Annotated in this window: 14 protein-coding genes and 2 pseudogenes; 4 read left to right on the plus strand and 12 right to left on the minus strand. The window is 72.6% G+C overall.

All coding sequences use genetic code 11. The features are described from left to right. Window positions 1-283: 283 nt before the first annotated feature. The gene (locus tag QFW77_RS02300) at window positions 284-670 is read left to right on the plus strand and encodes a hypothetical protein (RefSeq protein ID WP_280572612.1); all 387 of its coding nucleotides are present in this window, start codon (window positions 284-286) and stop codon (window positions 668-670) included. A 101-nt stretch (window positions 671-771) separates the two neighbouring features. On the opposite strand, the gene QFW77_RS02305 is transcribed toward QFW77_RS02300, so the two are convergent. Beyond that, the gene (locus QFW77_RS02305; RefSeq protein WP_280572613.1) at window positions 772-1,890 is read right to left on the minus strand and encodes a DNA topoisomerase IB; all 1,119 of its coding nucleotides are present in this window, start codon (window positions 1,888-1,890) and stop codon (window positions 772-774) included. Between the two features lie 331 nt (window positions 1,891-2,221). Further along, window positions 2,222-6,043, minus strand: coding sequence for a hypothetical protein (locus QFW77_RS02310; RefSeq protein ID WP_280572614.1), 3,822 nt, complete (start codon window positions 6,041-6,043; stop codon window positions 2,222-2,224). 132 nt (window positions 6,044-6,175) lie between these two features. On the opposite strand from QFW77_RS02310, the gene QFW77_RS02315 reads away from it, so the two are divergent. The 3 genes from QFW77_RS02315 to QFW77_RS02325 all read left to right on the plus strand — a co-directional run bounded on the left by QFW77_RS02315 (window position 6,176) and on the right by QFW77_RS02325 (window position 8,006). Beyond that, a complete protein-coding gene (locus QFW77_RS02315; RefSeq protein WP_280572615.1) occupies window positions 6,176-7,054 on the plus strand; it encodes a hypothetical protein in 879 nt (292 codons plus the stop codon). 80 nt (window positions 7,055-7,134) lie between these two features. Further along, window positions 7,135-7,512: an I78 family peptidase inhibitor gene (locus QFW77_RS02320; RefSeq protein WP_280572616.1), complete on the plus strand. Its 378-nt coding sequence runs from the start codon at window positions 7,135-7,137 to the stop codon at window positions 7,510-7,512. 173 nt (window positions 7,513-7,685) lie between these two features. After that, the gene (locus QFW77_RS02325) at window positions 7,686-8,006 is read left to right on the plus strand and encodes a hypothetical protein (RefSeq protein WP_280572617.1); all 321 of its coding nucleotides are present in this window, start codon (window positions 7,686-7,688) and stop codon (window positions 8,004-8,006) included. Window positions 8,007-8,074: 68 nt separating this feature from the next. Here QFW77_RS02325 and QFW77_RS02330 read toward each other — a convergent pair. From QFW77_RS02330 to QFW77_RS02375, 10 genes and pseudogenes are all read right to left on the minus strand, one after another. Continuing rightward, window positions 8,075-9,366, minus strand: a pseudogene (locus tag QFW77_RS02330) (TCR/Tet family MFS transporter). A gap of 249 nt (window positions 9,367-9,615) precedes the next feature. Beyond that, window positions 9,616-10,404, minus strand: coding sequence for a hypothetical protein (locus QFW77_RS02335; RefSeq protein WP_280572618.1), 789 nt, complete (start codon window positions 10,402-10,404; stop codon window positions 9,616-9,618). A gap of 547 nt (window positions 10,405-10,951) precedes the next feature. After that, window positions 10,952-12,202: pseudogene (locus QFW77_RS02340) on the minus strand (lytic murein transglycosylase); the annotation flags it as partial. Window positions 12,203-12,219: 17 nt separating this feature from the next. Next, a complete protein-coding gene (egtD, locus tag QFW77_RS02345) occupies window positions 12,220-13,194 on the minus strand; it encodes an L-histidine N(alpha)-methyltransferase (protein ID WP_425603252.1) in 975 nt (324 codons plus the stop codon). Next, the gene (egtB, locus tag QFW77_RS02350; protein ID WP_280572736.1) at window positions 13,194-14,492 is read right to left on the minus strand and encodes an ergothioneine biosynthesis protein EgtB; all 1,299 of its coding nucleotides are present in this window, start codon (window positions 14,490-14,492) and stop codon (window positions 13,194-13,196) included. The genes egtD and egtB overlap by 1 nt, the downstream gene beginning before the upstream one ends. A 53-nt stretch (window positions 14,493-14,545) precedes the next feature. Then, entirely contained in the window at window positions 14,546-15,154 is a 609-nt protein-coding gene (gene folE, locus QFW77_RS02355; protein ID WP_280572621.1) for a GTP cyclohydrolase I FolE, read from the minus strand. A 109-nt stretch (window positions 15,155-15,263) separates the two neighbouring features. Continuing rightward, window positions 15,264-15,602, minus strand: coding sequence for a hypothetical protein (locus QFW77_RS02360; protein ID WP_280572622.1), 339 nt, complete (start codon window positions 15,600-15,602; stop codon window positions 15,264-15,266). Window positions 15,603-16,020: 418 nt separating this feature from the next. Beyond that, window positions 16,021-17,091 (minus strand): PepSY-associated TM helix domain-containing protein, encoded by a 1,071-nt coding sequence (locus QFW77_RS02365; protein WP_280572623.1) that lies wholly within the window; start codon window positions 17,089-17,091, stop codon window positions 16,021-16,023. A gap of 32 nt (window positions 17,092-17,123) precedes the next feature. Further along, window positions 17,124-19,250: a TonB-dependent receptor gene (locus QFW77_RS02370; RefSeq protein ID WP_280572624.1), complete on the minus strand. Its 2,127-nt coding sequence runs from the start codon at window positions 19,248-19,250 to the stop codon at window positions 17,124-17,126. A gap of 78 nt (window positions 19,251-19,328) precedes the next feature. Next, window positions 19,329-19,742: a hypothetical protein gene (locus QFW77_RS02375; RefSeq protein WP_280572626.1), complete on the minus strand. Its 414-nt coding sequence runs from the start codon at window positions 19,740-19,742 to the stop codon at window positions 19,329-19,331. Window positions 19,743-19,782: the final 40 nt, after the last annotated feature.

The raw sequence follows: 19,782 nt of genomic DNA on the forward strand, positions 1-19,782 counted from the left end.
GTCCCTCCGCCGCGGGCGCCCCGGGGGGCGCGCCGTCGGCGGAGCAGGCCGCGATGGCGAGGAGGGCGAAGACGACGACACTGCCGGCGGCGCAACGGTTCATGGGCATCGGAGACGGATGGATTGGAGACATCCTCGCACGATGCGCACCTCGGCCCCGAGCGGTCCGCCGCGGCGGTGCGCACGGATGCAGTGGCGCCGCCGGCGCCCCGGCCGCTGGCGGGGCCGCGGCGCCCGTCGGGGTAGACTGGCGGCCGTTCTTCGACCGCCAAGGAGCTTCGCCATGAGGAAGATGTTCGCCCTGACTGCCGCCACCGGACTGTTCGCATGCACAGCCGCTGCCGCCGACGACCGCATGCGCGGCTACGGGGTCGGCGAGGAGATTCCGGTCACGCTGACCCTGCACACCAGCAATGGCGAACCGCGCGGACGGCAGACCCCGATCTATTCCAAGTACCGGCCGACGGTGAGGTTCGCCGGCGGCCCCGGAATCGTCTGCTCGGTCACGATCCCGGCAGAGGTGCGTTCGATCGCGCCGGGGCAGACCGCCGAGGCGAGCCTGGGCTGCCAGGAAGCGGTGACGGTGCGGCAGGCGGCCACCGGCTTCGTGATGATCGAGGGCAGCCGCGAGGTCGGCGTCGGCCAGGTGCGCCTGCCCCCGGCACCGTAGCCGCGCACCGCCTCCGCCAGGAGAGCGGCGCCTTCTGGTAAGGAGCGTGCCATGCACGCGAAAGCCGGCGCGGTTGGTACGCCCCCGAGTCGCCGCGTGCCTCAACGCCTCGACCGCCGCGCCCGGCCGGCAGCGCCGGTCGCACGCGCGGCCCGGCGGCGCGCGGCGGCCAGGAAGCGGATCGCCGCCTGTTCCCATTGCCGCGGCCCGCGCGCGCCGGCGGCGGCGCGCGCCAGCTGCCCGTCCTGCCAGCCATCGAACACCAGCGGGTCGATATAGGCCTTGCGGCATACCGCCGGGGTATTGCCGAGGGTGGCCGCCACCGCCTTGATCACCTGGTTGCGGGCAGCGGTCAGCGCGCGCGCGCTGGGGCTGTCGCCGCGCACCGGCTCCGGCAGCGGGGTTGAGGCGAGCTCGCGGAACGCATGCAGGGTGCCGCCCCAGGTGCGCACGTCCTTGGCGGTGAAGTCGGCGCCGGTGGCATGGCGCAGATAATCGTTGACATCGGCCGAACCGATCGGCTGCACCCCGCCGTCGTCGTCCCGGTACTGGAACAGCGCCTGCCCGGGCAGGTCCTGGCAGGCGCGCACCAGTTTCACCAGCCGCGCATCGTCGATATCGAGTTCGTGCTCGAGTCCGCCCTTGCCGCGGAACTTGAACCGCGCACGGCCCCCGCGCAGGAACGCGACATGGCGATCGCGCAGGGTGGTCAGGCCGTAGGAGCGGTTCTCGCGCGCGTAGCTGTCGTTGCCGACCCGGGCCAGGGTTTCCAGCATCAGCGAGACGACGATGGCCAGCACCTTGTCGCGCGGCAACCCCGGCACCTTGAGGTCGGCGCGCAGGCGGCGGCGCAGTTTCGGCAGGGTACGCGCGAATTCGACCAGGCGCCCGTACTTGCCTTTATCGCGCGCCTCGGCCCAGCGCGGGTGGTAACGGTACTGCTTGCGGCGGCGCGCATCGCGGCCTGTGGCCTGCAGGTGGCCGCGCGCGTCGGTGCAGATCCACACCTCGGTATAGGCCGGCGGAATCGCCAGCGCGCGGATCCGCGCCAGGACCTCGGCATCGCGCACCGTGCTGCCATCCGGCATGCGGTAGCAGAAGCCGCGGCCGGCGCGGCGGCGCGAGATCCCCGGCGCGGTGTCGCAGACGTAGACCAGGCCCGCGTCGGCGGCATCGGCTTCGGGAGAACCGGGCGGGCCGGCTGCGGCGCGGGAAGGCATGGCGGCGAAGATGCGGCATCGCCGCGTCAACACCGCGCGAACCGCGACGGCGACCGCAGGCGGGAGCAGTGGCGCACGCAACGAGGGGCCATGGGCGCGAAGACCCGCCGGCGCCTCCGATGGCGCCGGCGGCGATGCCCGGCGTTGCCGACCGCGCCGGCCTTCGCGTGCATGGCACGCTCCTACGGGAGACGGCTTTCGCGCGAGCGTCCGATCTCCGTAGGCGCGACCCGTGGTCGCGAAGACCGCGGGAGTTCCGGCCGGGTTGGCGGCGAACGCGGGCGTGGCCAATCGTGCCGGCTTTCGCGTGCATGGCACGCTCCTACAGGGGTCAGTCGCCGCGGTGAACGGGGTCGTGGGCGCCGCCGCTGCGCTCGCGGTGGCGCTTGCCGGTCTGCAGCAGCAGCGCCCGCAGCCAGTCGTTGACCCGGCGCGCCGCGCCGCTGCGCCAGACCCCGGCGGCACCGTAGTAGCCGGGGCTCACCTCGACCGCATCGATGCGCTGGCGACTGGCCAGCAGGCGCATGAATTCGGTGGCCAGCCCCATCCGCCGCAGGTGGTCCTGAACCCGCAGCAGCCGCAGCGTTCCGCCCGAGAGCACCGCGATCGCCACGGTGGTGTCGGGCAGGCGGTTGCCGGTGCGGGCCAGGATGCTGCTCCAGCGCAGCCGCAGCAGGTACAGCGCGGTGGGCGGCCAGGCCTCCGCCAACAGCGTCGTGGAAGTGAGGATGCCGTGCTCCACGTGGTTGATGCGGCCCTCGTCGAGCAGCCGCTGGCAGGCGCTGCGCCAACCGGTGCCGTCCGGGGGGGTGGCGTCCTCGACCCGCAGCACCCGCTGGTAGCCGTCGTCGTTGGCCAGCATCGGCAGGTCCAGCCGCTGCTGGCAGAAGGTGGCGAAGCGCACCCCGAAGGTGGGCAGGCCGACGGTCCAGGCGATGCGGAACATCGGCGACCAGCTCCAGTGCCGGAACGCGTTCACCCAGCCGCGGTTGTCGGGGTGGTCCCAGGCGTGCTCGAAGTCGAGGTCGTGGTACACCGCCTCCATCAGCCGGATCAGTTCCTGGCAGAAGTAGAAGCAGGCGCGGAAGTCGCGCTCGGCCGGCAGCCGGCTGCGCCGGCCCAGCGGCCGCGCGGCATCGCCGCCGTCGGTGCCGGCGCCGACCAGATCGGTCCAGGCCGGATGGAACTGCGCGTCCAGCACCGCCAGTTCCTGGCTGCTGCCCAGCCTGTCGAACAGCCGCGAAAGCGCCTTGCCGTGCACGGCGAAGCAGTCGGCCACGCCGGGCAGCGGCGCCACCCAGCGCTGGCGAAGTGCGATCAGCAGCTTGCGCTTGCGGCCGGAGTCGTGGAGGCCCAGTTCGGCATGTCCGGGCGCGCCGACGCCGGCGCCGATCCGCTCCAGCGCCGGCTCCAGCGCGCGCTGCGCGATGTCCTCGCCGAGCCGGCGGTAGCTCTCGAACTGCGCCTCGTCGAAGTACTGGTCGCTGGTGGGCTGGTGCGGGAAGCGCGGGTGGGTGCGCGCGTAGTGCAGGATGTCCGCCGACTCGGCGCCGGTCAGCGTCGGCTTGAGGTACAGCAGGGTGCCGCTGCTGCCGTCGGCGTAGTCGATCCGGCCTACCGCGCAGCTGCGTTCGGCCAGGCCATCTGCCTGCGGCCGCAGCGCCGCCACGTCGATGTCGATCTGCGCGCCGAAGTCGACCCGGCACTTGTGCGCGGCATTGCCGAGGTCGGCGAACGCGCGCTGCGGATCGGCCGCGGCATCCACGCAGACGATGAAGCGGCAGCGCCGCCGCACCAGCTCGTAGATGCCGAGGTTCTCGAAATGCCCGCCGTCCGACAGGTGCACGAAGCGGCCGCCGTCGCCGGTGCGCCCGAGCAGCTCGGCCAGCAGCCAGCCGCCGAAGAACGGCGCGCTGCGCGGCGCTGCCGGCTGTCGGTGGCTGGGGTTGCGCAGCCACCAGCCCAGCCGCGCGTCGAACAGCGTCAACAGGAACGTCACCGCCGGCGAGCTGTGGTAGCCCATGTTGGGGTTGACCGCGGCGCCGGAAATCGCCATCGCGCTGCCCAGGGTCAGCGAAGACGCCAGCGAGGCCTCCCCCGCCTCGTGCTTGTCCCGCCCCGTGCCGGGGTGCACGTCGCCGATGGGCGCGGCACCGGGGCGTGAAGCCGGCGGCAGGTGGCCGCAGTAGCCGGGCGAGAGGCAGAACGAGGCGGCCTTGCGGTCCTGCCAGTCCAGCTGCGCGGTGGCGACCAGGTTCATGGCGGTGCCGATCAGCGGGAACAGCGGCCGCCGCCCGTCCAGCCGCTGCACCTGGGCCACGTCGGCCAGCACCAGATCGTCGTCGACGTCGAAGTTGGTGGTCGGCTCGGGGTTGCGCGCCTCGTTGCTGGCACCCAGATAGCAGCGCACCAGGCGGTTGCGGTAGAAGGCGTTGAGGCTGAACTCGTTGACGTCCACCGCCCAGCCGAACAGCAGCCAGGTCGCGACCGCGGCGGCGACCAGCAGCAACAGCAGGCCGCCGTGGGGGCCGAGCCCGTCCTGCAGCCACAGCAGGTAGGTACCCAGCTCGCCGACCGGGGCCGGCGCGGCCCCGGCCAGGCGCCGCAGCAGCCACTGCCCGGCCAGGCTCAATGCCACCAGCAGGCCGAGGATGAAGACCCAGGGCGCCAGCCGCGCGACCCGGTCGAGCAGCCGCGTACGCAACGAGGCCGGATCCCCGCCTCCGCGCCGGCCGTGCGCGAACAGCAGACCGATGCCGGTGGTCGATACCCAGGCCAGCACGCCGGCCCAGCCGAGCCCGGCGACGCGCTGCCCGCCCAGGCGCGCCAGCGAGCCCATCAGCCACGGCCCGTAAATGGTCAGGCCCAGCGACAGGCTGATCCCCAGCAGGACCAGCCCGGCGGTACGCCCCCCGACCCGCGCCCAGATTTCCCGCTGCAGGTCGCTCAGCGAAGGCCCCGCCAGCCCCAGGTGGACGATCGCGGCCAGCACCATCGTGGTCATCACCAGCGACGGACCCAGGATCACCACGTGCCACAGGGTCTCGCCGGCCAGGCGCTCGGCCAGCAACCGCTGCAGGACCAGGATCGCCACACCGGCAAATCCCGCGGCGCCCGCCGTCCCCAGCAGGAAGCGCGGCGCCCGGCGCAGCAGCGGCGACGGCGGTGCGCCGCGGTCGGCGCCGCGCAGCGCCTGCCAGCGTTCGAATCCCAGCCACGACACCCATGCGACCAGATACAGCCCGGCGGTGGCCAATCCCAGCCGGGCGGCGGGATCCGGCGGCGCCTGCAGCAGGTCGAGCATCCGGTCCAGCGGCCCCGGCAGCCGCCGGTAGCCGGCCAGACCCAGCGCGCCCAGCATCGAACCCAGCCCCAGCACCCCGATCGTCGCCAGTGCCGCCAGCGCGATCCGCGGCGGCGGCGGCTCCGCCGGATCGACCCCGGCACGGGCGCGGCGATCCACGTAGCCGGTCACGTAGGCCAGCAGGCCGACCGCGGCCATGCCCAGGCCCCCCGCCAGCCCGAGCAGCACCACCGGATGCTCGCGCGCCGGCCCGTCGACGGCGCCGTAGAGCAGCAGCGGCAGCAGGCACATCGCCAGGATCAGCGCGCACAGCTGCACCTGCACCAGCAGCACGTTGCGCACGTAGGTCCCGGCCATGCCGAGGGTGTCGCCGGAGAACGGCGATTTGCGCGGGCCCAGGTAGTTGCTGTACTCGCGCAGGTGCAGGATCGGCCGCTGCACCCGTGCGACCGCGCGCAGCGCCTGGTCGGGCGTGACGCCGGTGCCGTCGCCAGCCTCGCCGAGCCGCGCACGCAGCACCGCGAAGGCCTCGGCATAGCCCCGCCGCCGGATCAGCGCCTGCAGGAAGCCGCCGATATAGCCGCCCCCGGAAACGGTGGACTGGTAGTGGAAGCACTTCAGCAGGTCCAGCCGCGCCAGCGCCTGCAGCACCCCGAGCGCGAACGTGGCGCTGCGGATGCCGCCGCCCGACAGCGCCAGCCCCCAGAGTTCGGGCGCTTCGTTGGCATCGCGCTCGCCCAGGATCACCGCACGCTCGGCGGCCTTGACCGCGTCGAGGTCGGGCGGGGCCGGGCGCCCGTGGCGGCGCATCCGCGCCTGCAGCGCCGGCAGCACATTGGCAAGACGCACTGGCTCCTCCTCCGCTCCGCTCCCTGGCCGCGCAACGCCGTCCGGCGAACCAACGGCGGCCGGCCACGGCGCCGGCCACGCGCGGCGCGGCGCGCGCTACCCTTGAGGGTAGTACAGGCGGACCTTGCGAACATGCAACTGCAGCGCATTTACGGCGACTGGGCCACGCTGGCGCGCGCCACCGGCACCCCGGCCAGCCGCCAGCGGCGGACCTGGCGCGAGACCCTGCGCACGCGCCCGGCGATCGCCTACTGGGGCGACTCGTGGTTCAGCACGCCGCTGTACCGCAACCTGTACTGGAACAGCTTCGTGCGCATCGACGGCATCTCGCTGCGGCTCGGCGGCCCCGGGCTGACCGCGGCGCGGATGTGCACCCCGGGGCGTTGCCGCAACTACGCCGAGCGCCTGCGCTCGCGCGAGTTCGACCTGCTGTGCGTGAGCGTGGGCGGCAACGATGCGCTCGGTCCGCGCCTGGCCGCGGTCTTCGACGGCGCCCGGCGGATGCCTGCGGCGGACGCGTTCGCGATGGTGGTCGAGGCCGGGACATTCGTGCGCCTGCGCGAGCGCTACGCGATCCTGCTCGAGGCGATGTCGCGGGTCGGCGGCGGGTTCCGCGTGGTCGGCCACGGCTATGCGCCGCCGTTGCGGATCGGCGCGCCCGGCCGCCTCAGCATCAAGAACCTCGGCCTGGCGGCGCCGCTGGTGGGCAACGTGGGCCCGTGGCTGTGGCCGCCGATGCGGCCGGTGCTGGGCAGCCGCGCCGAGGCCGCGCGTTTCGCCTGGCTGCTGCTGGTGGATGGGTTTCGGGACCGGGTGCTGGCGCCGAGCCGCGCCGACTTCCCCGGGCTGTTCTCGTTCGCGGATTTCTCGCTGTTGCCGGAGACCGCCGATCCGGCGTTCTGGTACGACGAGATCCATCCCACCGAGGCCGGCTTCGCCATGCTCGCGCCCGGCTACAACGCCATGCTGCGCGCGGCGCTGCCGGCACCCAAGCGCCCTGCCGTGGCCTGAACCGCGGCGCCGTGCTTGACGCCGTTCACACGCCGGCGACGGCACGCTGGCGCTCCGTTCACCCCTGCCTGGAGTCTTCGATGCCCCGCTTCGCCGCTTCGCTGCTGTTCGCCGCCCTGACCGTTTCGCTGGCGGCGTGCGCGCCGGCGCGCAACGCCGCCGACGAGACCGGCGCTTCCGCCGCGGATGCCTCCCCACCGGCCGCATCCGCCGACGCCGGCGCCACCCCCGCGCCGCGCGCCCAGGACGCCGGCGGCGATTGCGACGCCAGCGCGGTGCAGTCGCTGGTGGGACAGCGCGCCGATGCGTCCGTTGTGGAACAGGCCCGCAACGGCGCCGGCGCCGAGGTCGCGCGGGTGTTGAAGCCGGACCAGATGGTGACGATGGAATTTCGCGCCGGGCGCCTGAACATCGACGTCGACGACGACGGCGTGATCACCGCGCTGCGCTGCGGCTGAGCGGTGTCGCAGCGCGATCCGCTGGCCGCCGCCGGCCCCGATCCGCGTCTCTTCCGAAGACGTGGGCGCCGGCGGGCACGGTGGCAACGTTGCGATTCGTTAGCGGTGCCATGACGCGGTTGATACATCCCGGCATGGACACTGGGAGCGTCATCCATGCAAGGAGTACGCGCATGTTCCGAACCGCACTGCCGCTCGCCGCCGCGCTGCTGATGTTGACGCTGGCCGCCTGCACGCCGCCGGAGGAAACCCCGCCGATGGACGTGCCGGCCGAGCCGGTGGAACCGGCGGGCGACGCCTGGGCGCCGCCTCCGGTGACCGACGAGACCATCGATCCGATCACCGATCCGACCCAGACGCCGATCGATCCGATGGACCCGAATGCGCCGCCGCCCGAGCAGACCCCGCCCGAGATGGTGGACGAGACGGATCCGACCAGCGAGCAGACGCCGCCGGAGGATCCCGAGGATCCGGAGTCCCCGCCGACCAACTGATCGCGCCCGCGCGATACTCTCTCTCCAGGGTCGACGATTCCCGCCCTCTTCCAAGGAGGGCGGGATTTTTATGGCCGGCTGGCGCGCGGCGCGGCGTCATCGCCCCGCAGCGGTGCGGCGGCATCCGCGCCGGCCCGGGGTGGCCGCGGCGCATAGCGCCACGCGAGCGCCAGGCCGGTGCAGAGCAGCAGCGCGGCCAGCACGGCGCCCCGGGCAGGTGCATGGGCGCGCGCTGGCCGATGAACAGCCCGAAGGTCCACGCGAACAGGCCGGGCGCCAGGATCCCGGCCAGCGAGACCAGGCTCATCAGCGCGCCCTGCACGCGGCCCTGGGCCTCGGCGCCGACCAGGCGCGTGATCAGCGCCTGGGTGGCCGGCGCCGCCAGCGCCCATAGCGCACTGATCGGGATTCCGACCAGGAACACCCAGCCGGCCCCGGCCAGTCCGTAGAACAGGAACCCGGCCACCCCGCAGCCGAGCCCGACCAGCAGGGTGCGGCGCTCGCCGATCCACTGCACCACCCGCCCCACCAACACCGCATTGACGATCACGCTGCACACGCCGACCGCGGCGAGGATCCAGCCGACCTCGCGCGGCCCCCAGGCGTAGCGATAGTCCGCGAACAGCACGAAGATGCTCGGGTACACGTAGTGCGCCAGATTGGCGATGAACACCACCGCCGCCAGCCCGAACACCTGCGGATAGCTGCGCAGCAGCCGCAGCGAGCCGAGCGGGTTGGCATGGGCCCAGTCGAAGCGCGCGGTGCGGCGCGCGGGCGGCAGCGATTCGGGCAGCACCAGCAGGCCGTAGCCGAAGTTCAGCAGCGCCAGGCCGGCGGCGAACCAGAACGGCAGCCGCAGGTGGATGTCGCCGAGCCAGCCGCCCAGCAGCGGCCCGGCGATGAAGCCGATGCCGAACGCCGCGCCGATCATGCCGTAGCTCTTGGCGCGCCGCTCCGGCGGCACCACGTCGGCGATGTAGGCGTTCGCGGTGGTGAAGCTGGCCGAGGTGATGCCGGCGATCACGCGCCCGAGCAGCAGCAGCGGCAGGGTGCCGGCCAGCGCCATCAGCACGAAGTCCAGGCCCAGGCCGAGGCACGAGAGCAGGATCACCGGGCGCCGCCCGTAGCGGTCCGACAGCGCTCCCTGCACCGGCGCGGTGACGAACTGGATCGCGGCGAAGATCACCCCGAACGCACCGACCCAGTACGCGGCATGCGCGGTGTTGCCGCCGACGAAATCCTCGATCAGATGCGGCAGCACCGGGATGATCAGCCCGAACGCCAGCACGTCGAGCAGGACCACCACGAAGATGAAGACCAGGGCGGCCTTGCGCGCCGGAACGGCGGGGGGATCGACCATGGGAGGCGCCGGCTGCGAGCGGCTGCGGATTATGCCGCCACTCGCCGGGGTTTACATGTCCATCGGCGGGCCAGGGCGCGGGCGCGTGCGGTGCGTCCCGCAGCAGCTTGCCATGCGCCTCGTAGGAGCGCGCCATGCGCGCGAAGGCCGGCACGGCGGCAGGTGCCGGCGATCACCGCGCACTCCACCGGCAGGTCCCACGGCCGTCGCGGCCATGGGCCGCTCCTGCAGGGCGACGGACTACGCGCCTCAGCGCTGGCTCAGCAAGCGGGTCGCATCCACCGCCAGCTGTTCGACCGCGTTGCCGAAGCCGCCGTGCCCACCGCCGGGATACACGTCGTGGCCGGCGGCGAACGCCGAGGTCACCCCGGCGGCGATATCGCGAGCCTGGCCGAAGCCGCCCTGGAGGGCGCCTTCCAGCGAGGCCACCGCCTCGGTGGCGTTGGCGAAGTCGCCGCGGGTGGCGGCGTCCATGAATCCGCGCGCGGCCGTGGTCACCTCGCCCAGCGAGCGGGCGACCGCGCCGAGGTCGCCGATGTCGGGGGTCCGGCCGTTGGTGAGGGCGCCGGCGGCAAGCGAGCCCAGGGCGCCCTGCAGCGAGCCGTTGGCGCCGGGGATGCCCCCCGCGAAGCGGTCGATGGCGAAGTTGGCGAACGGCTGGATGGCGGCAGGCAGGTTGTCGGCCACCGCACCGCGTGCGGCTTCGCTGAGGCTGCCGCCGACCAGGCCGTTGACCACGCCCATGACCGCGCCGGCCAGGCCGCCGGTGACCGCGCCCAGGACCGCGGCGCCCAGGATGCCCTGCAGGTCCCGCGCGTCGATCCCCAGCGCATCGGCGACCTGCCCCAGCGCGCCGTCCAGGCCCGCGGCATCGGCCATCGAGCCCAGCGCGTTGCCGATCGCCTGGCCGAGGGATTCGGCCGCATTGCCGAGGGCTTCGGCGGCGTTGCCGAGCGAATCGGCAGCGCTGTCGTTGCCGGTGCTGCCAGTGCCGCCGCCGCTGCCGACGCCACCGGCGCCGTCGCTTCCATCGCTCATGTCGCTCCCTCCGGATCCATTTGCCGACACGCTAGGCCCGGTGGCGATGTACCGAAAGCTGGGGCCGACCCGAGGGGTGGCAGCGAGGGCCAGTCCGATGACGTTGCGTCCCCTCGCTCCGTTTCAACGCGCGGTTGGTGGTGTGCGGCCGAACGGGGCAGTCCTGAACGCCTCGGCGCGGACGGGCCGGGGGATGCGCGACAAGTCGCTCCCCGATACTCGCTTGGTTGTCACGCATCCCCCGGCCCGCCTGGCGACGCGGCGAGCTGCCCGGAAAGCGGATCGCGGGAGGGTGGCGCCGCACCCGGCTTTTTTTTCGTAGGAGCGTGCCATGCGCGCGAAGGCCGGCGCACCCGGCCACGCCCGGAATCTCCGCAAACCCTACCCGGGTCCCTCGCGGCTTTCGCGGCCATGGGCCGCTCCTAGCAGGTATCGCCCACAGCGGCACGGCTCGTCCCCGACCGTTGGGCCCGCGACCAGGGCGATCTGCTGGCCAAGACCATTTCCCGAACCCCGCACAGGGGTGGACTGGTCGAGCCCGTTCCTAGGGGCCGTCGCCGAGCGCCTCGAGGATGCGCCGACCGGCGCGGCCGTCGGCCGGCTGCAGGCCGAGCCGGCGCTGCTCGGCCTGGATCGCGCGCCGGGTGTTGCTGCCGATCATGCCGTCGACCTCGCCGATGTCGTGGCCGCGATCGAGCAGCGCCTGCTGCAGGCGGCGCCGCTCGGCGCGCGACAGGCCCGGGTCGTCGGTGGGCCACGCGGCGACCAGCCCCGCCCCGCCGCGCAGCCGGTCGGACAGCAGCGAGATCGCCAGCGCATAGCTTTCCGCGGCGTTGTAGGAATAGATCGCGTCGTAGTTGCGGAACACCAGGAACGCGGGGCCGGCGCGGCCCGCGGGCAGCAGCACCGCCGCCTGGCTGGAGGCAGGCAGCGCCACCTCGGCGCCGTCGACGCGGCGCACGCCGCGCGCGGTCCAGTCCGAGAGCGGCCGGCGGTTGCCGCGTCCCGCCAGGGACGTGTCGAACTCCTGCGGCAGCGTCACCTCGTGGCCCCAGGGCTGGCCGGTGCGCCAGCCGGCGCGCTTGAGATAGTTGGCGGTCGAGGCGAGCGCGTCGGGAATGCTGCCGACCAGGTCGCGGCGACCGTCGCCGTCGCCGTCCACCGCGATGCGGGCGTAGGTGGACGGGATGAACTGGGTATGCCCGAACGCGCCGGCCCAGGACCCGGTCAGCCCGTCGGCCTGGACATGGCCCTCCTGCAGCAGCTTCAGGGTGGCGAACAGCTCGCCGCGGAAGAACGCCTGGCGACGCCCGGCGCAGGACAGCGTCGACAGCGAGACCAGCAGCGGGCGCTTGCCGAAGACCCGGCCGTAGTCGCTTTCCACGCCCCACACCGCGACCACCGTGGCGGGATCCACGCCGTACTCGCGCTCGATGCGCGCCAGCAGCTCGCGATGGGTCTGGAGCATCGCCCGGCCATCGGCGACGCGCTGGTCGTCGACCAGCCCGGCCAGGTAGTCCCAGATCGGCGTGGTGAATTCCGGCTGCGAATCCAGCAGCTCCAGCACCGACGGGTCGGGGTGCAGCCCGGCGGTGAAGCGCTCGAAGCTGGCGGCGCTCACGCCCTCGCCGGCTGCCGCTGCCTTCAGCCCGGCCAGGCAGCGCTGGAACGCCGGATCGACCGGCTCGGCGCGATGCGCTTGCCCGGTCCGATCAGCGTGGGCGGCGAAGGCGGGAGCGAGCAGCAGCAGGCAGGCGAGTCGTTTCATCGGCGGGCAATCGGTGACGGCGGCGGCCATCATAGGCCGGGGCCGGCTCAGGCCGGGCGCAACAGCCGCAGCCCGTACCAGTCGGATTCATCGTTCCAGGCCGCCGCCACCGCCATCCCCGCGCGCGCGGCCATCGCCGCGAACTGCGCGTCGGTGTACTTGTGGCTGTACTCGACCTGCATCTCCTCGCCGGCGGCGAACGCGAATTCGCGGCCGTCGATCCGCACGCGCTGCGCGCGCTGGCTGACCAGCGCGGTCTCGATCCGGCCGCGTTCGCGCGAATAGCGCGCGCGGTGGCGGAACTGGGCGAGGTCGAAGTCGCTGCCGATCTCGCGGTTGAGCCGCGCCAGCAGGTTGAGGGTGAACTCCGCGGTGACGCCCGCCGCGTCGTTGTAGGCCGCCTCGATCGTGGCCGGGTCCTTGTCCAGGTCGATCCCGATCAACGCCAGGCCCTCGGCCCCCACGGTGTCGTGCATCGCGCGCAGCAGCGCCACCGCCTCCGCCTCGACGAAGTTGCCGAGGGTGGAGCCGGGAAAGAACGCCAGCCGCCGCCGCGGCGTGCGCTCCGGCGTCGGCAGCGACACCGCGTGGGTGAAGTCGGCGCAGACCGGCAGCATCTCGATCGGTGGGAAACGCCCCTCCAGCCGCGCCACGCTGTCGAGCAGCGCCGCGCGCGAGATCTCGATCGGGGTGTAGGCCACCGGATCGTCGAGGCCGGCGAGCAGGGTCTCGGTCTTGCGCCCGCTGCCGCTGCCGTACTCGACCACGTGCACGCGCGGGCCGATCGCGGCGGCGATCTCGGGCATGCGCCGCTCCAGCAGCGCCGATTCGGTCCCGGTGAGGTAGTACTCGGGCTGGCGGGTGATGCGCTCGAACAGCATCGAGCCGCGCGCATCGTAGAAATACTTGGACGGCAGCCGCTTGGGCGTGGCCGCGAGCCCGGCGACCGCGTCGGCGGCGATCCGCTCCGGCCCCGGCTGCAGGTCGACCAGCTCTGCGTTGGGCGCGGCACGCATGTCCATCAGGCGTCGCGCGCCAGCCGCAGGCCGGCGAACTGCCAGCGCGCATCGGGCGGGAAGAAATTGCGGTAGCTGGCGCGCACGTGGTCGCGCGGTGTGGCGCAGCTGCCGCCGCGCAGCACCCACTGGCCGCACATGAACTTGCCGTTGTACTCGCCGAGACTGCCGCGCCAGGCGCGGAAGCCCGGGTAGGCGGTATAGGCACTGGAAGTCCATTCCCAGACGTCTCCGAACAGCTGCACCGGCGTGGCGGCGTCGCCCACCGGGCCCGCGGCCCGCGGCTCGAACCGGTCGTCGCCGGCGAAATGGCCGGCGACCGGCAGCGGCGCGGCGGCCAGCTCCCACTCGGCCTCGGTGGGCAGCCGCGCGCCGGCCCAGCGCGCATAGGCGTCGGCCTCGTAGTAGCTCAGGTGCGCGACCGGGGCCTGTGGATCCAGCGCGCGCACGCCGCCCAGCGTGAACGCCCGCTCCAGGTCCTCGTGCCAGTACAGCGGTCGCTGCCAGCTACCGGCCTGCAGCCGCGCCCAGCCGTCGCTCAGCCACAACCCGGGTTCGCGATAGCCGCCGTCGTCGATGAAGCCGCGGAACTCGGCATTGCTCACCGGCCGGCTGGCCAGCGCATGCGCCGGCACCAGCACCCGGTGCGGCGGCGACTCGTTGTCGTAGGCGAACGCGTCCGCCGCCGGCCACGCCGGCGCGCCGATCGTGGCGATGCATTCGTCGCGGGCAAGCCAGCGCAGCGGCGGGGCGGCGGCCTGCTCGGACCCCACCAGGTCGGCGCGATAGGCCGGCTGCAGCGGATTGCACCACAGCGCGTGCTTGATGTCGGTCAGCAGCAGTTCCTGGTGCTGCTGCTCGTGATGGAGACCCAGTTCCAGCCGCTGCAGCGCCTCGCCGTCCAGATCGCCGGCGTCGAGCCGCTGCAGCAGGCGCATCTCGACCTCGGCGCGATACTCGCGCACCTGCGCCAGCGAAGGCCGCGAGAGCATCCCGCGGTTCGGCCGCGCGTGGAACGGCCCCACGCTCTGGTAGTAGCTGTTGAACAGGTAGTCCCAGTCCGGATCGAAGGGCCGGTAGCCGGGCCGCGCGGCGAGAATGAAGCGCTCGAAGAACCAGGTGGTGTGGGCGAGGTGCCACTTGGCCGGGCTGGCGTCGGGCATGCTCTGCACCATCGCGTCCTCGGCCGACAGCGGCGCGGCGAGGTGGGCGCTGTGCGCGCGGACACGGCGGAACCGCTCCGCCAGCGACCCCGGCGGGGGCTCCGGCGCCAGATCCGGTACGGCGGCGGCCATGGTCGACATGCGCGAAGGATAGCGCGGGCCGGTGACCGCCACGTCATGGCCGGCGCGGCCCCTCAACGGCGCACGCCGCCGCCGACCTCGATGAAGCGCAGGAACTCGGCGCGGGTCCGGGCGTCCTCCCGGAACGAGCCGAGCATGGTCGAGGTGATCATGCTCACCCCGCGCTTGTGCACGCCACGGGTGGTCATGCACTCGTGCGCGCCCTCCACCACCACGCCCACGCCCAGCGGCTGCAGCGCGCGCTGGATGCAGCCGGCGATCTGCGCGGTCATCTTCTCCTGCACCTGCAGGCGCCGGGCATACGCCTCCACCACCCGCGCCAGCTTGCTGATCCCCACCACCTTGCCATCGGGCAGGTAGCCGACGTGGACGCGGCCGATAATCGGCGCCATGTGGTGTTCGCAGTGGCTCTCGTACTCGATGTCGCGCAGCACGATCATCTCGTCGTAGCCCTCGACCTCCTTGAAGGTCCGGGCCAGGTAGTCGTCCGGATCCAGCGCGTAGCCGCTGAACCATTCGCGATAGGCCTTGGCGACCCGCGCCGGGGTGTCGAGCAGGCCTTCGCGGCCGGGATCGTCCCCGGCCCAGCGCAGCAGGGTACGGACCGCGTCCTCGGCCTGTTCGCGGCTGACCGGCGGGGTCGGATCGGGTTGGGGACTCATGCGCATCCTGGGGTCGGCTCGGCAGGATGCCATGGTACCGGTGACCGGCGGCACGGTGCTGCCGCGGGCCCGGGCCGGATCGTCGCGGTGCGGCGCGCCCGCGCCGCCCTCAGCCGCGCCTGGCCTCCGCCAGCGCGTCGTTCCAGGCCACCATCACCGCCGGCCGCGCCTCGGTCCAGTTCAGCCGCGAGCCGCCCCGCGCCCCCCGCCAGCCGCGCGCCAGGACCGCTTCGACCCGTTCGAACGGCTTGCCGGCCTCGGCGCCGTGCTGCAGCCGGCCATAGCGATACGCCGGGGCATAATCCGACCACGTGCGGCCCGCCGAATAGCTGGGCGCATCGCGAAACTCGCGCTGGTAGCGGCGCATGTCGGGAAACGCCTCCTCGTGGGCATCGGCCGATTCCGGGTGCCCGGGATCGACCGCTTCATGGCGGGGACTTCTTTCCATCGTTTCGGGTTTCGCGCCGTTGCGCGGAGCGAAGTGCGCTGCGGAATTGGACGCGACGCTAGACCGCGCCGGGTCGCCGCGCGGTGAATTTTTCACCAGCTCCCACACCGACGTGGGGCGGTGTTCATCATGAATTCGGGGCCGTGCCGATGAACCTGGTCGCGCACGAGGCGCACGCCGCGCGCTCGCGTCGGTTCGCGACCCGAGCGTGGCCAGGACAGGCAACCCCCTTTCCCGCAGTGTGGAACCACCTGCTCGTCGCCATGCTGCTGCGGGAGCAGGCACGGATCCGGCGACTGCGCGAGATCCTGGCGGGCTGCAACCTTAATGAAGTGGCTGGCCGCCTGTGTCTCGGCCAAGGAGCGGCACAGCACCCCTATGGGGGCACCCGGGCCGGTGCGGCTCGGACCGTCCGTCGCTATCGGCCGCGCCGGCGCCGCCAGAACAGGAAGCCGGTGACCAGCAGGAACGCCGGCATCAGCCCCGCCAGCGCGGTGAGCCAGCGCATCGCCGCGCCGCCGACCGCGCCGATGTGCAGCGGATAGATCGCCTGGTGGATGCGGGTGCCGGCCGGGTCGGCGGTCGCGTCGACCACCTGCAGCAGGCTGCCGCTGTGGTCCAGGTGGATCGTGCTGCGTCCGACCGGATGCCATTCACCCGCCGCACGGGCACGGAAGCCGACCACGCCGTCGCCTGCACCGGGCACCGCCACCCGGTTCACGCGCGCCCCGGGCAGGGCGGCGTTCGCTCCGGCGAGCACGCGGCTCCAATCGGGGGCTGCAACGGTCGCGTCCGCCACGGGCGCTGCATGCGTCGCGCCGCCGAACAGCGCAGCCAGTACGGTGCGGAATCCGTTGCCGTAGATCATGCCTACCCCGGTCAGGCTCACCAGCAGCACCAGCGGCAGCAGCACCACGCCGCTGCCGCGATGCCAGGTCAGCCAGCGCCGCGTCGGCGGGCCGGCGTGGACCTTCAGCTGCGCGAGCCAGCGGCCCGGTTTCGGCCACCACAGGTACAGGCCGCTGAGCAGCAGGCCAAGCGCGATCCAGCCGATGACGCCGAGCGCTTCCTTGCCGGCCTTGCCGCCGAGCAGTTCGACGTGCAGTTCGTGCAGCCACATGAGCCAGTCGTCGTGGTGGCTGCGGGTCAGCAACAGACTGCCGTCCACGGGCGCGAAGTAGCCGCGGCGGCCATCCTCGAAATAGCCCTGCCAGACCGGAAGTCCATCGCGTGGCAGGTCCAGCGAACGCAGCCCGCGCGGTCCCCATTCGTCGACGATCCGCTCCAGCACCCGGCCATCGGCCACCGCCTCATGGCCGGCGAGGTCCGGGTGCTGGAGCTTCAGCAAGTCGACGTGGAACACCAGCACCGTGCCGGCGAGCGCGACCACCGCGAACGCGCTGCCGGCCACCAGCCCGAGCCACAGGTGCAGCCAGGACAACGCCGCCCGCAGGCGGCGGCGTCCGGGACGGTGGGGCGAGGCCGCCATTCGCGCGCCATGCACCGGTCGGGCCGGGCCGGTCAGAACCGGTGCGACCAGCCCAGCGTCAGCACCCGGCCGCGGCCGGCGACGTAGCCGTCGTCGCGCGGCGGACGGACCTGCGAGTAGTAGGTGATGTACTGCTCGTCGAACAGGTTCTCGATGCCGACATGGAGCGTGCCTGTCGGCAGTCTGACGCGGCCGAGCAGGTCGACGGTGGTATAGCCGTCGAAACCGTTGGCGGAGCTGTCGAAGTCGCGGTCTTCGGCGTGGCTGGCCTGCAGGCGGGTGTCGAAGCCCGGCGTCCAGGCCTGGGTCCAGAACGCGGTCAGGCGGTCGGGGCTGATGTTGACCCCGGCCAGGTCGCTGTCGACGCGGTCGTCGCCATCGCTGTCGTAGCGGCCGCGGGTCCGGGCGTAGGCCAGGCCGACGCGGCCGGCGTCGGAAAAACGGAACGCGAGGGTGCCTTCGATGCCGTCGATCTCGGTGCGCTCGCGGGCGACGTTGTAGACCCCCGTGGCGGTGTCGAAGGCCAGGCGCGAGCCGAGTTCGGAGTCGGACCAGTACGCGGCGAGGTGGGCAAGCCAGCGGCCATCGTCGTAGTCCAGGCCGAACTCGCGGTTGTCGGCGACCGCGGGGGTGAGGTCGACCAGGCTGTCGACCCGCTGACCGGGCTCGTCGATCGCGCGCAGCACGCGGCCGATGTCGGCGACGGTGTAGCCCTCCGAGTAGGAGGCGTAGAGCTTCAGCGCATCGGTGGCTTCCCAGACCATGCCGAAGTTGGGCAGGGTTTCGCTGGTGCTGGGCTCGCCGCCCTCGACGAACTGGCCGCCATAGCGCGGCAGGCTGGTGTAGTCGTCGACCTCGAGCTTGCCGCGCTCGTAGCGCAGGCCGCCGGTCAGCAGCACCGGGCCGATGCGGTACTCGGCCTGCAGCAGCGGGGAGATGGCGGTATAGGCGGTCTCCGGCACCCAGTACCAGGACCCGCCGTTCTCGCCGTCGAGCTGCTGGTAGGTCTCGTCGCGCGAGGCATCCAGGCCGAGGGTCAGGCGCAGCGGCAGGCCGCCGACGTCGCTGCGGGACCAGGTGAACTTGCTGCCGAGCTTCTCGGACACGTTCTGCGACTGCGTCGTCAGATCATCGGTGCCCGGCCCGCGGAACTGCGTCCACAGCGACGAGCCGTAGCGGCCCGCGAAGTCGGCCCAGTACAGTTGCGCCTGGAAGTAGCCGCCACCGAGGTCGCGGTCGGTGTAGTCGAACGAGGCCTGGGTCATCTCGTTGCGCGGCGGTTGCATCGGCGGGCGCCCCTCGATGGAGGTGGCCGGGAGGCCCGCGGCCGCGTCTCCCGGGACGTTCACGTAGTCGCCGTCGCCCTCGATCTGGTAGCGGTTGAGGCTCAGCTGCGCGCGGCGGTCGCCGTCGATGTGCCAGCCGCCCTTGGCGAACAGGTTCAGGCTCTTGGAGTCCATCAGGTCGCCCTGGACCGCGTCGATCGCGAGCGCGTCGCCGTTGCCGTCGTAGTACAGACCCTCGTGCGCGTAGGAGGCGCCGCCGACGAAGTCGAGCGCGCCGCGACGCGTGCCGAACAGGTACGAGCCGCGCCAGCCGGTGCCGTCGGACTCGTGCGGCAGCGCGGTGCTGGTGGCGGCGTTGATGTCGTGGAAGTCCTCGCCGTCCTGGCGCGGCGCGCGCTTGGTGATGATGTTGATGATGCCGCCCGACGCGCCCAGGCCCTGCAGTGCGTTGGCGCCGTGGATGATCTCGATGCGCTCGATCATCGCCGCGTCGATGGTGTGGCCGTCGCGGCCGCCCGCGCGCAGCGGGGTCGACTGCGGCACGCCGTCGACCATGTACAGCGGCTTGCGCCCGCGCAGGGCCTCGCCGGCGTTGGTCATCTTCTGCCGTGCCGGCGTGAGCGAGGGCACCAGGTTGGCCAGGACCTGGGTGATGTCCTGGGTGATCGCCAGCTGCTGTTCCAGCTGTTCGCGATCGATGATCGTGATGGTGTTGGGCAGCGCCGACTCCGAATCGGGGATGCGGCTGGTGCTGGCGGAGACGGTGACCCGCGCGAAATCGACGACATCGCCGCCGGGAGCCTGCTGGGACAGCGCCGGCGACGTCGGGAGGGCGCCCAGCAGGACGCAGGCGAGAACGGAGAGGCGGACCATGGGCACTTCCAGGCGACGTGGATGCGCATGGTAGTGCGAATGATTCTTAATTTGAACGGGTGCAGCCTGCCGGGTCCGTCATTGCTGCTGGGTGAAGTACCCGCACCCGTAGTAGGTGCCGGTCTGGGCGGCGACCTCGATCGTATAGGTGGCGTTGTCGGCACTCCTGGCGTACGGGCACGACTTGCCCAGCGGGATGGGGTCGATCTCGATGTTCATCGGGGGCTGCCCTGGAAGTCCCGTCAGCAGGTAGCCGCCGTCGAGGTAGTTCAGCACGAGCCAGCCCGCGCTGCTGTTGCCGTTCGGCGGGACCAGCTTGTAGCCCACGCCCCTGGCGGGGTCGCTGTCGTCCAGAGCGATGCTCCAGCTGGTACCGGTGGTCACGAACAGCGGGTCGGGGAAGGTGACTTGCTGGGCCGCGACCGGTGGTGCGGACGCGCACAGGGCAAGTGTGGCGGCGAGCAGGAGTGCGGTTGGGCTGCGATGGTGCATGACGGTCTCCGATGGACGGCAAAAGGCCGCGGACATCAGT

Origin of the sequence: Luteimonas endophytica, from assembly GCF_029887875.1 — a bacterium.
Taxonomy (GTDB): domain Bacteria; phylum Pseudomonadota; class Gammaproteobacteria; order Xanthomonadales; family Xanthomonadaceae; genus Luteimonas; species Luteimonas endophytica.

Coding starts and splice junctions, on each gene's coding strand:
- QFW77_RS02300 (WP_280572612.1), top strand. CDS start 284: ATGAGGAAGATGTTCGCCCTGACTGCCGCCACCGGACTGTTCGCATGC.
- QFW77_RS02305 (WP_280572613.1), bottom strand. CDS start 1,890: ATGCCTTCCCGCGCCGCAGCCGGCCCGCCCGGTTCTCCCGAAGCCGAT.
- QFW77_RS02315 (WP_280572615.1), top strand. CDS start 6,176: ATGCAACTGCAGCGCATTTACGGCGACTGGGCCACGCTGGCGCGCGCC.
- QFW77_RS02320 (WP_280572616.1), top strand. CDS start 7,135: ATGCCCCGCTTCGCCGCTTCGCTGCTGTTCGCCGCCCTGACCGTTTCG.
- QFW77_RS02325 (WP_280572617.1), top strand. CDS start 7,686: ATGTTCCGAACCGCACTGCCGCTCGCCGCCGCGCTGCTGATGTTGACG.
- QFW77_RS02335 (WP_280572618.1), bottom strand. CDS start 10,404: ATGAGCGATGGAAGCGACGGCGCCGGTGGCGTCGGCAGCGGCGGCGGC.
- egtD (WP_425603252.1), bottom strand. CDS start 13,194: ATGGACATGCGTGCCGCGCCCAACGCAGAGCTGGTCGACCTGCAGCCG.
- egtB (WP_280572736.1), bottom strand. CDS start 14,492: ATGTCGACCATGGCCGCCGCCGTACCGGATCTGGCGCCGGAGCCCCCG.
- folE (WP_280572621.1), bottom strand. CDS start 15,154: ATGAGTCCCCAACCCGATCCGACCCCGCCGGTCAGCCGCGAACAGGCC.
- QFW77_RS02360 (WP_280572622.1), bottom strand. CDS start 15,602: ATGGAAAGAAGTCCCCGCCATGAAGCGGTCGATCCCGGGCACCCGGAA.
- QFW77_RS02365 (WP_280572623.1), bottom strand. CDS start 17,091: ATGGCGGCCTCGCCCCACCGTCCCGGACGCCGCCGCCTGCGGGCGGCG.
- QFW77_RS02370 (WP_280572624.1), bottom strand. CDS start 19,250: ATGGTCCGCCTCTCCGTTCTCGCCTGCGTCCTGCTGGGCGCCCTCCCG.
- QFW77_RS02375 (WP_280572626.1), bottom strand. CDS start 19,742: ATGCACCATCGCAGCCCAACCGCACTCCTGCTCGCCGCCACACTTGCC.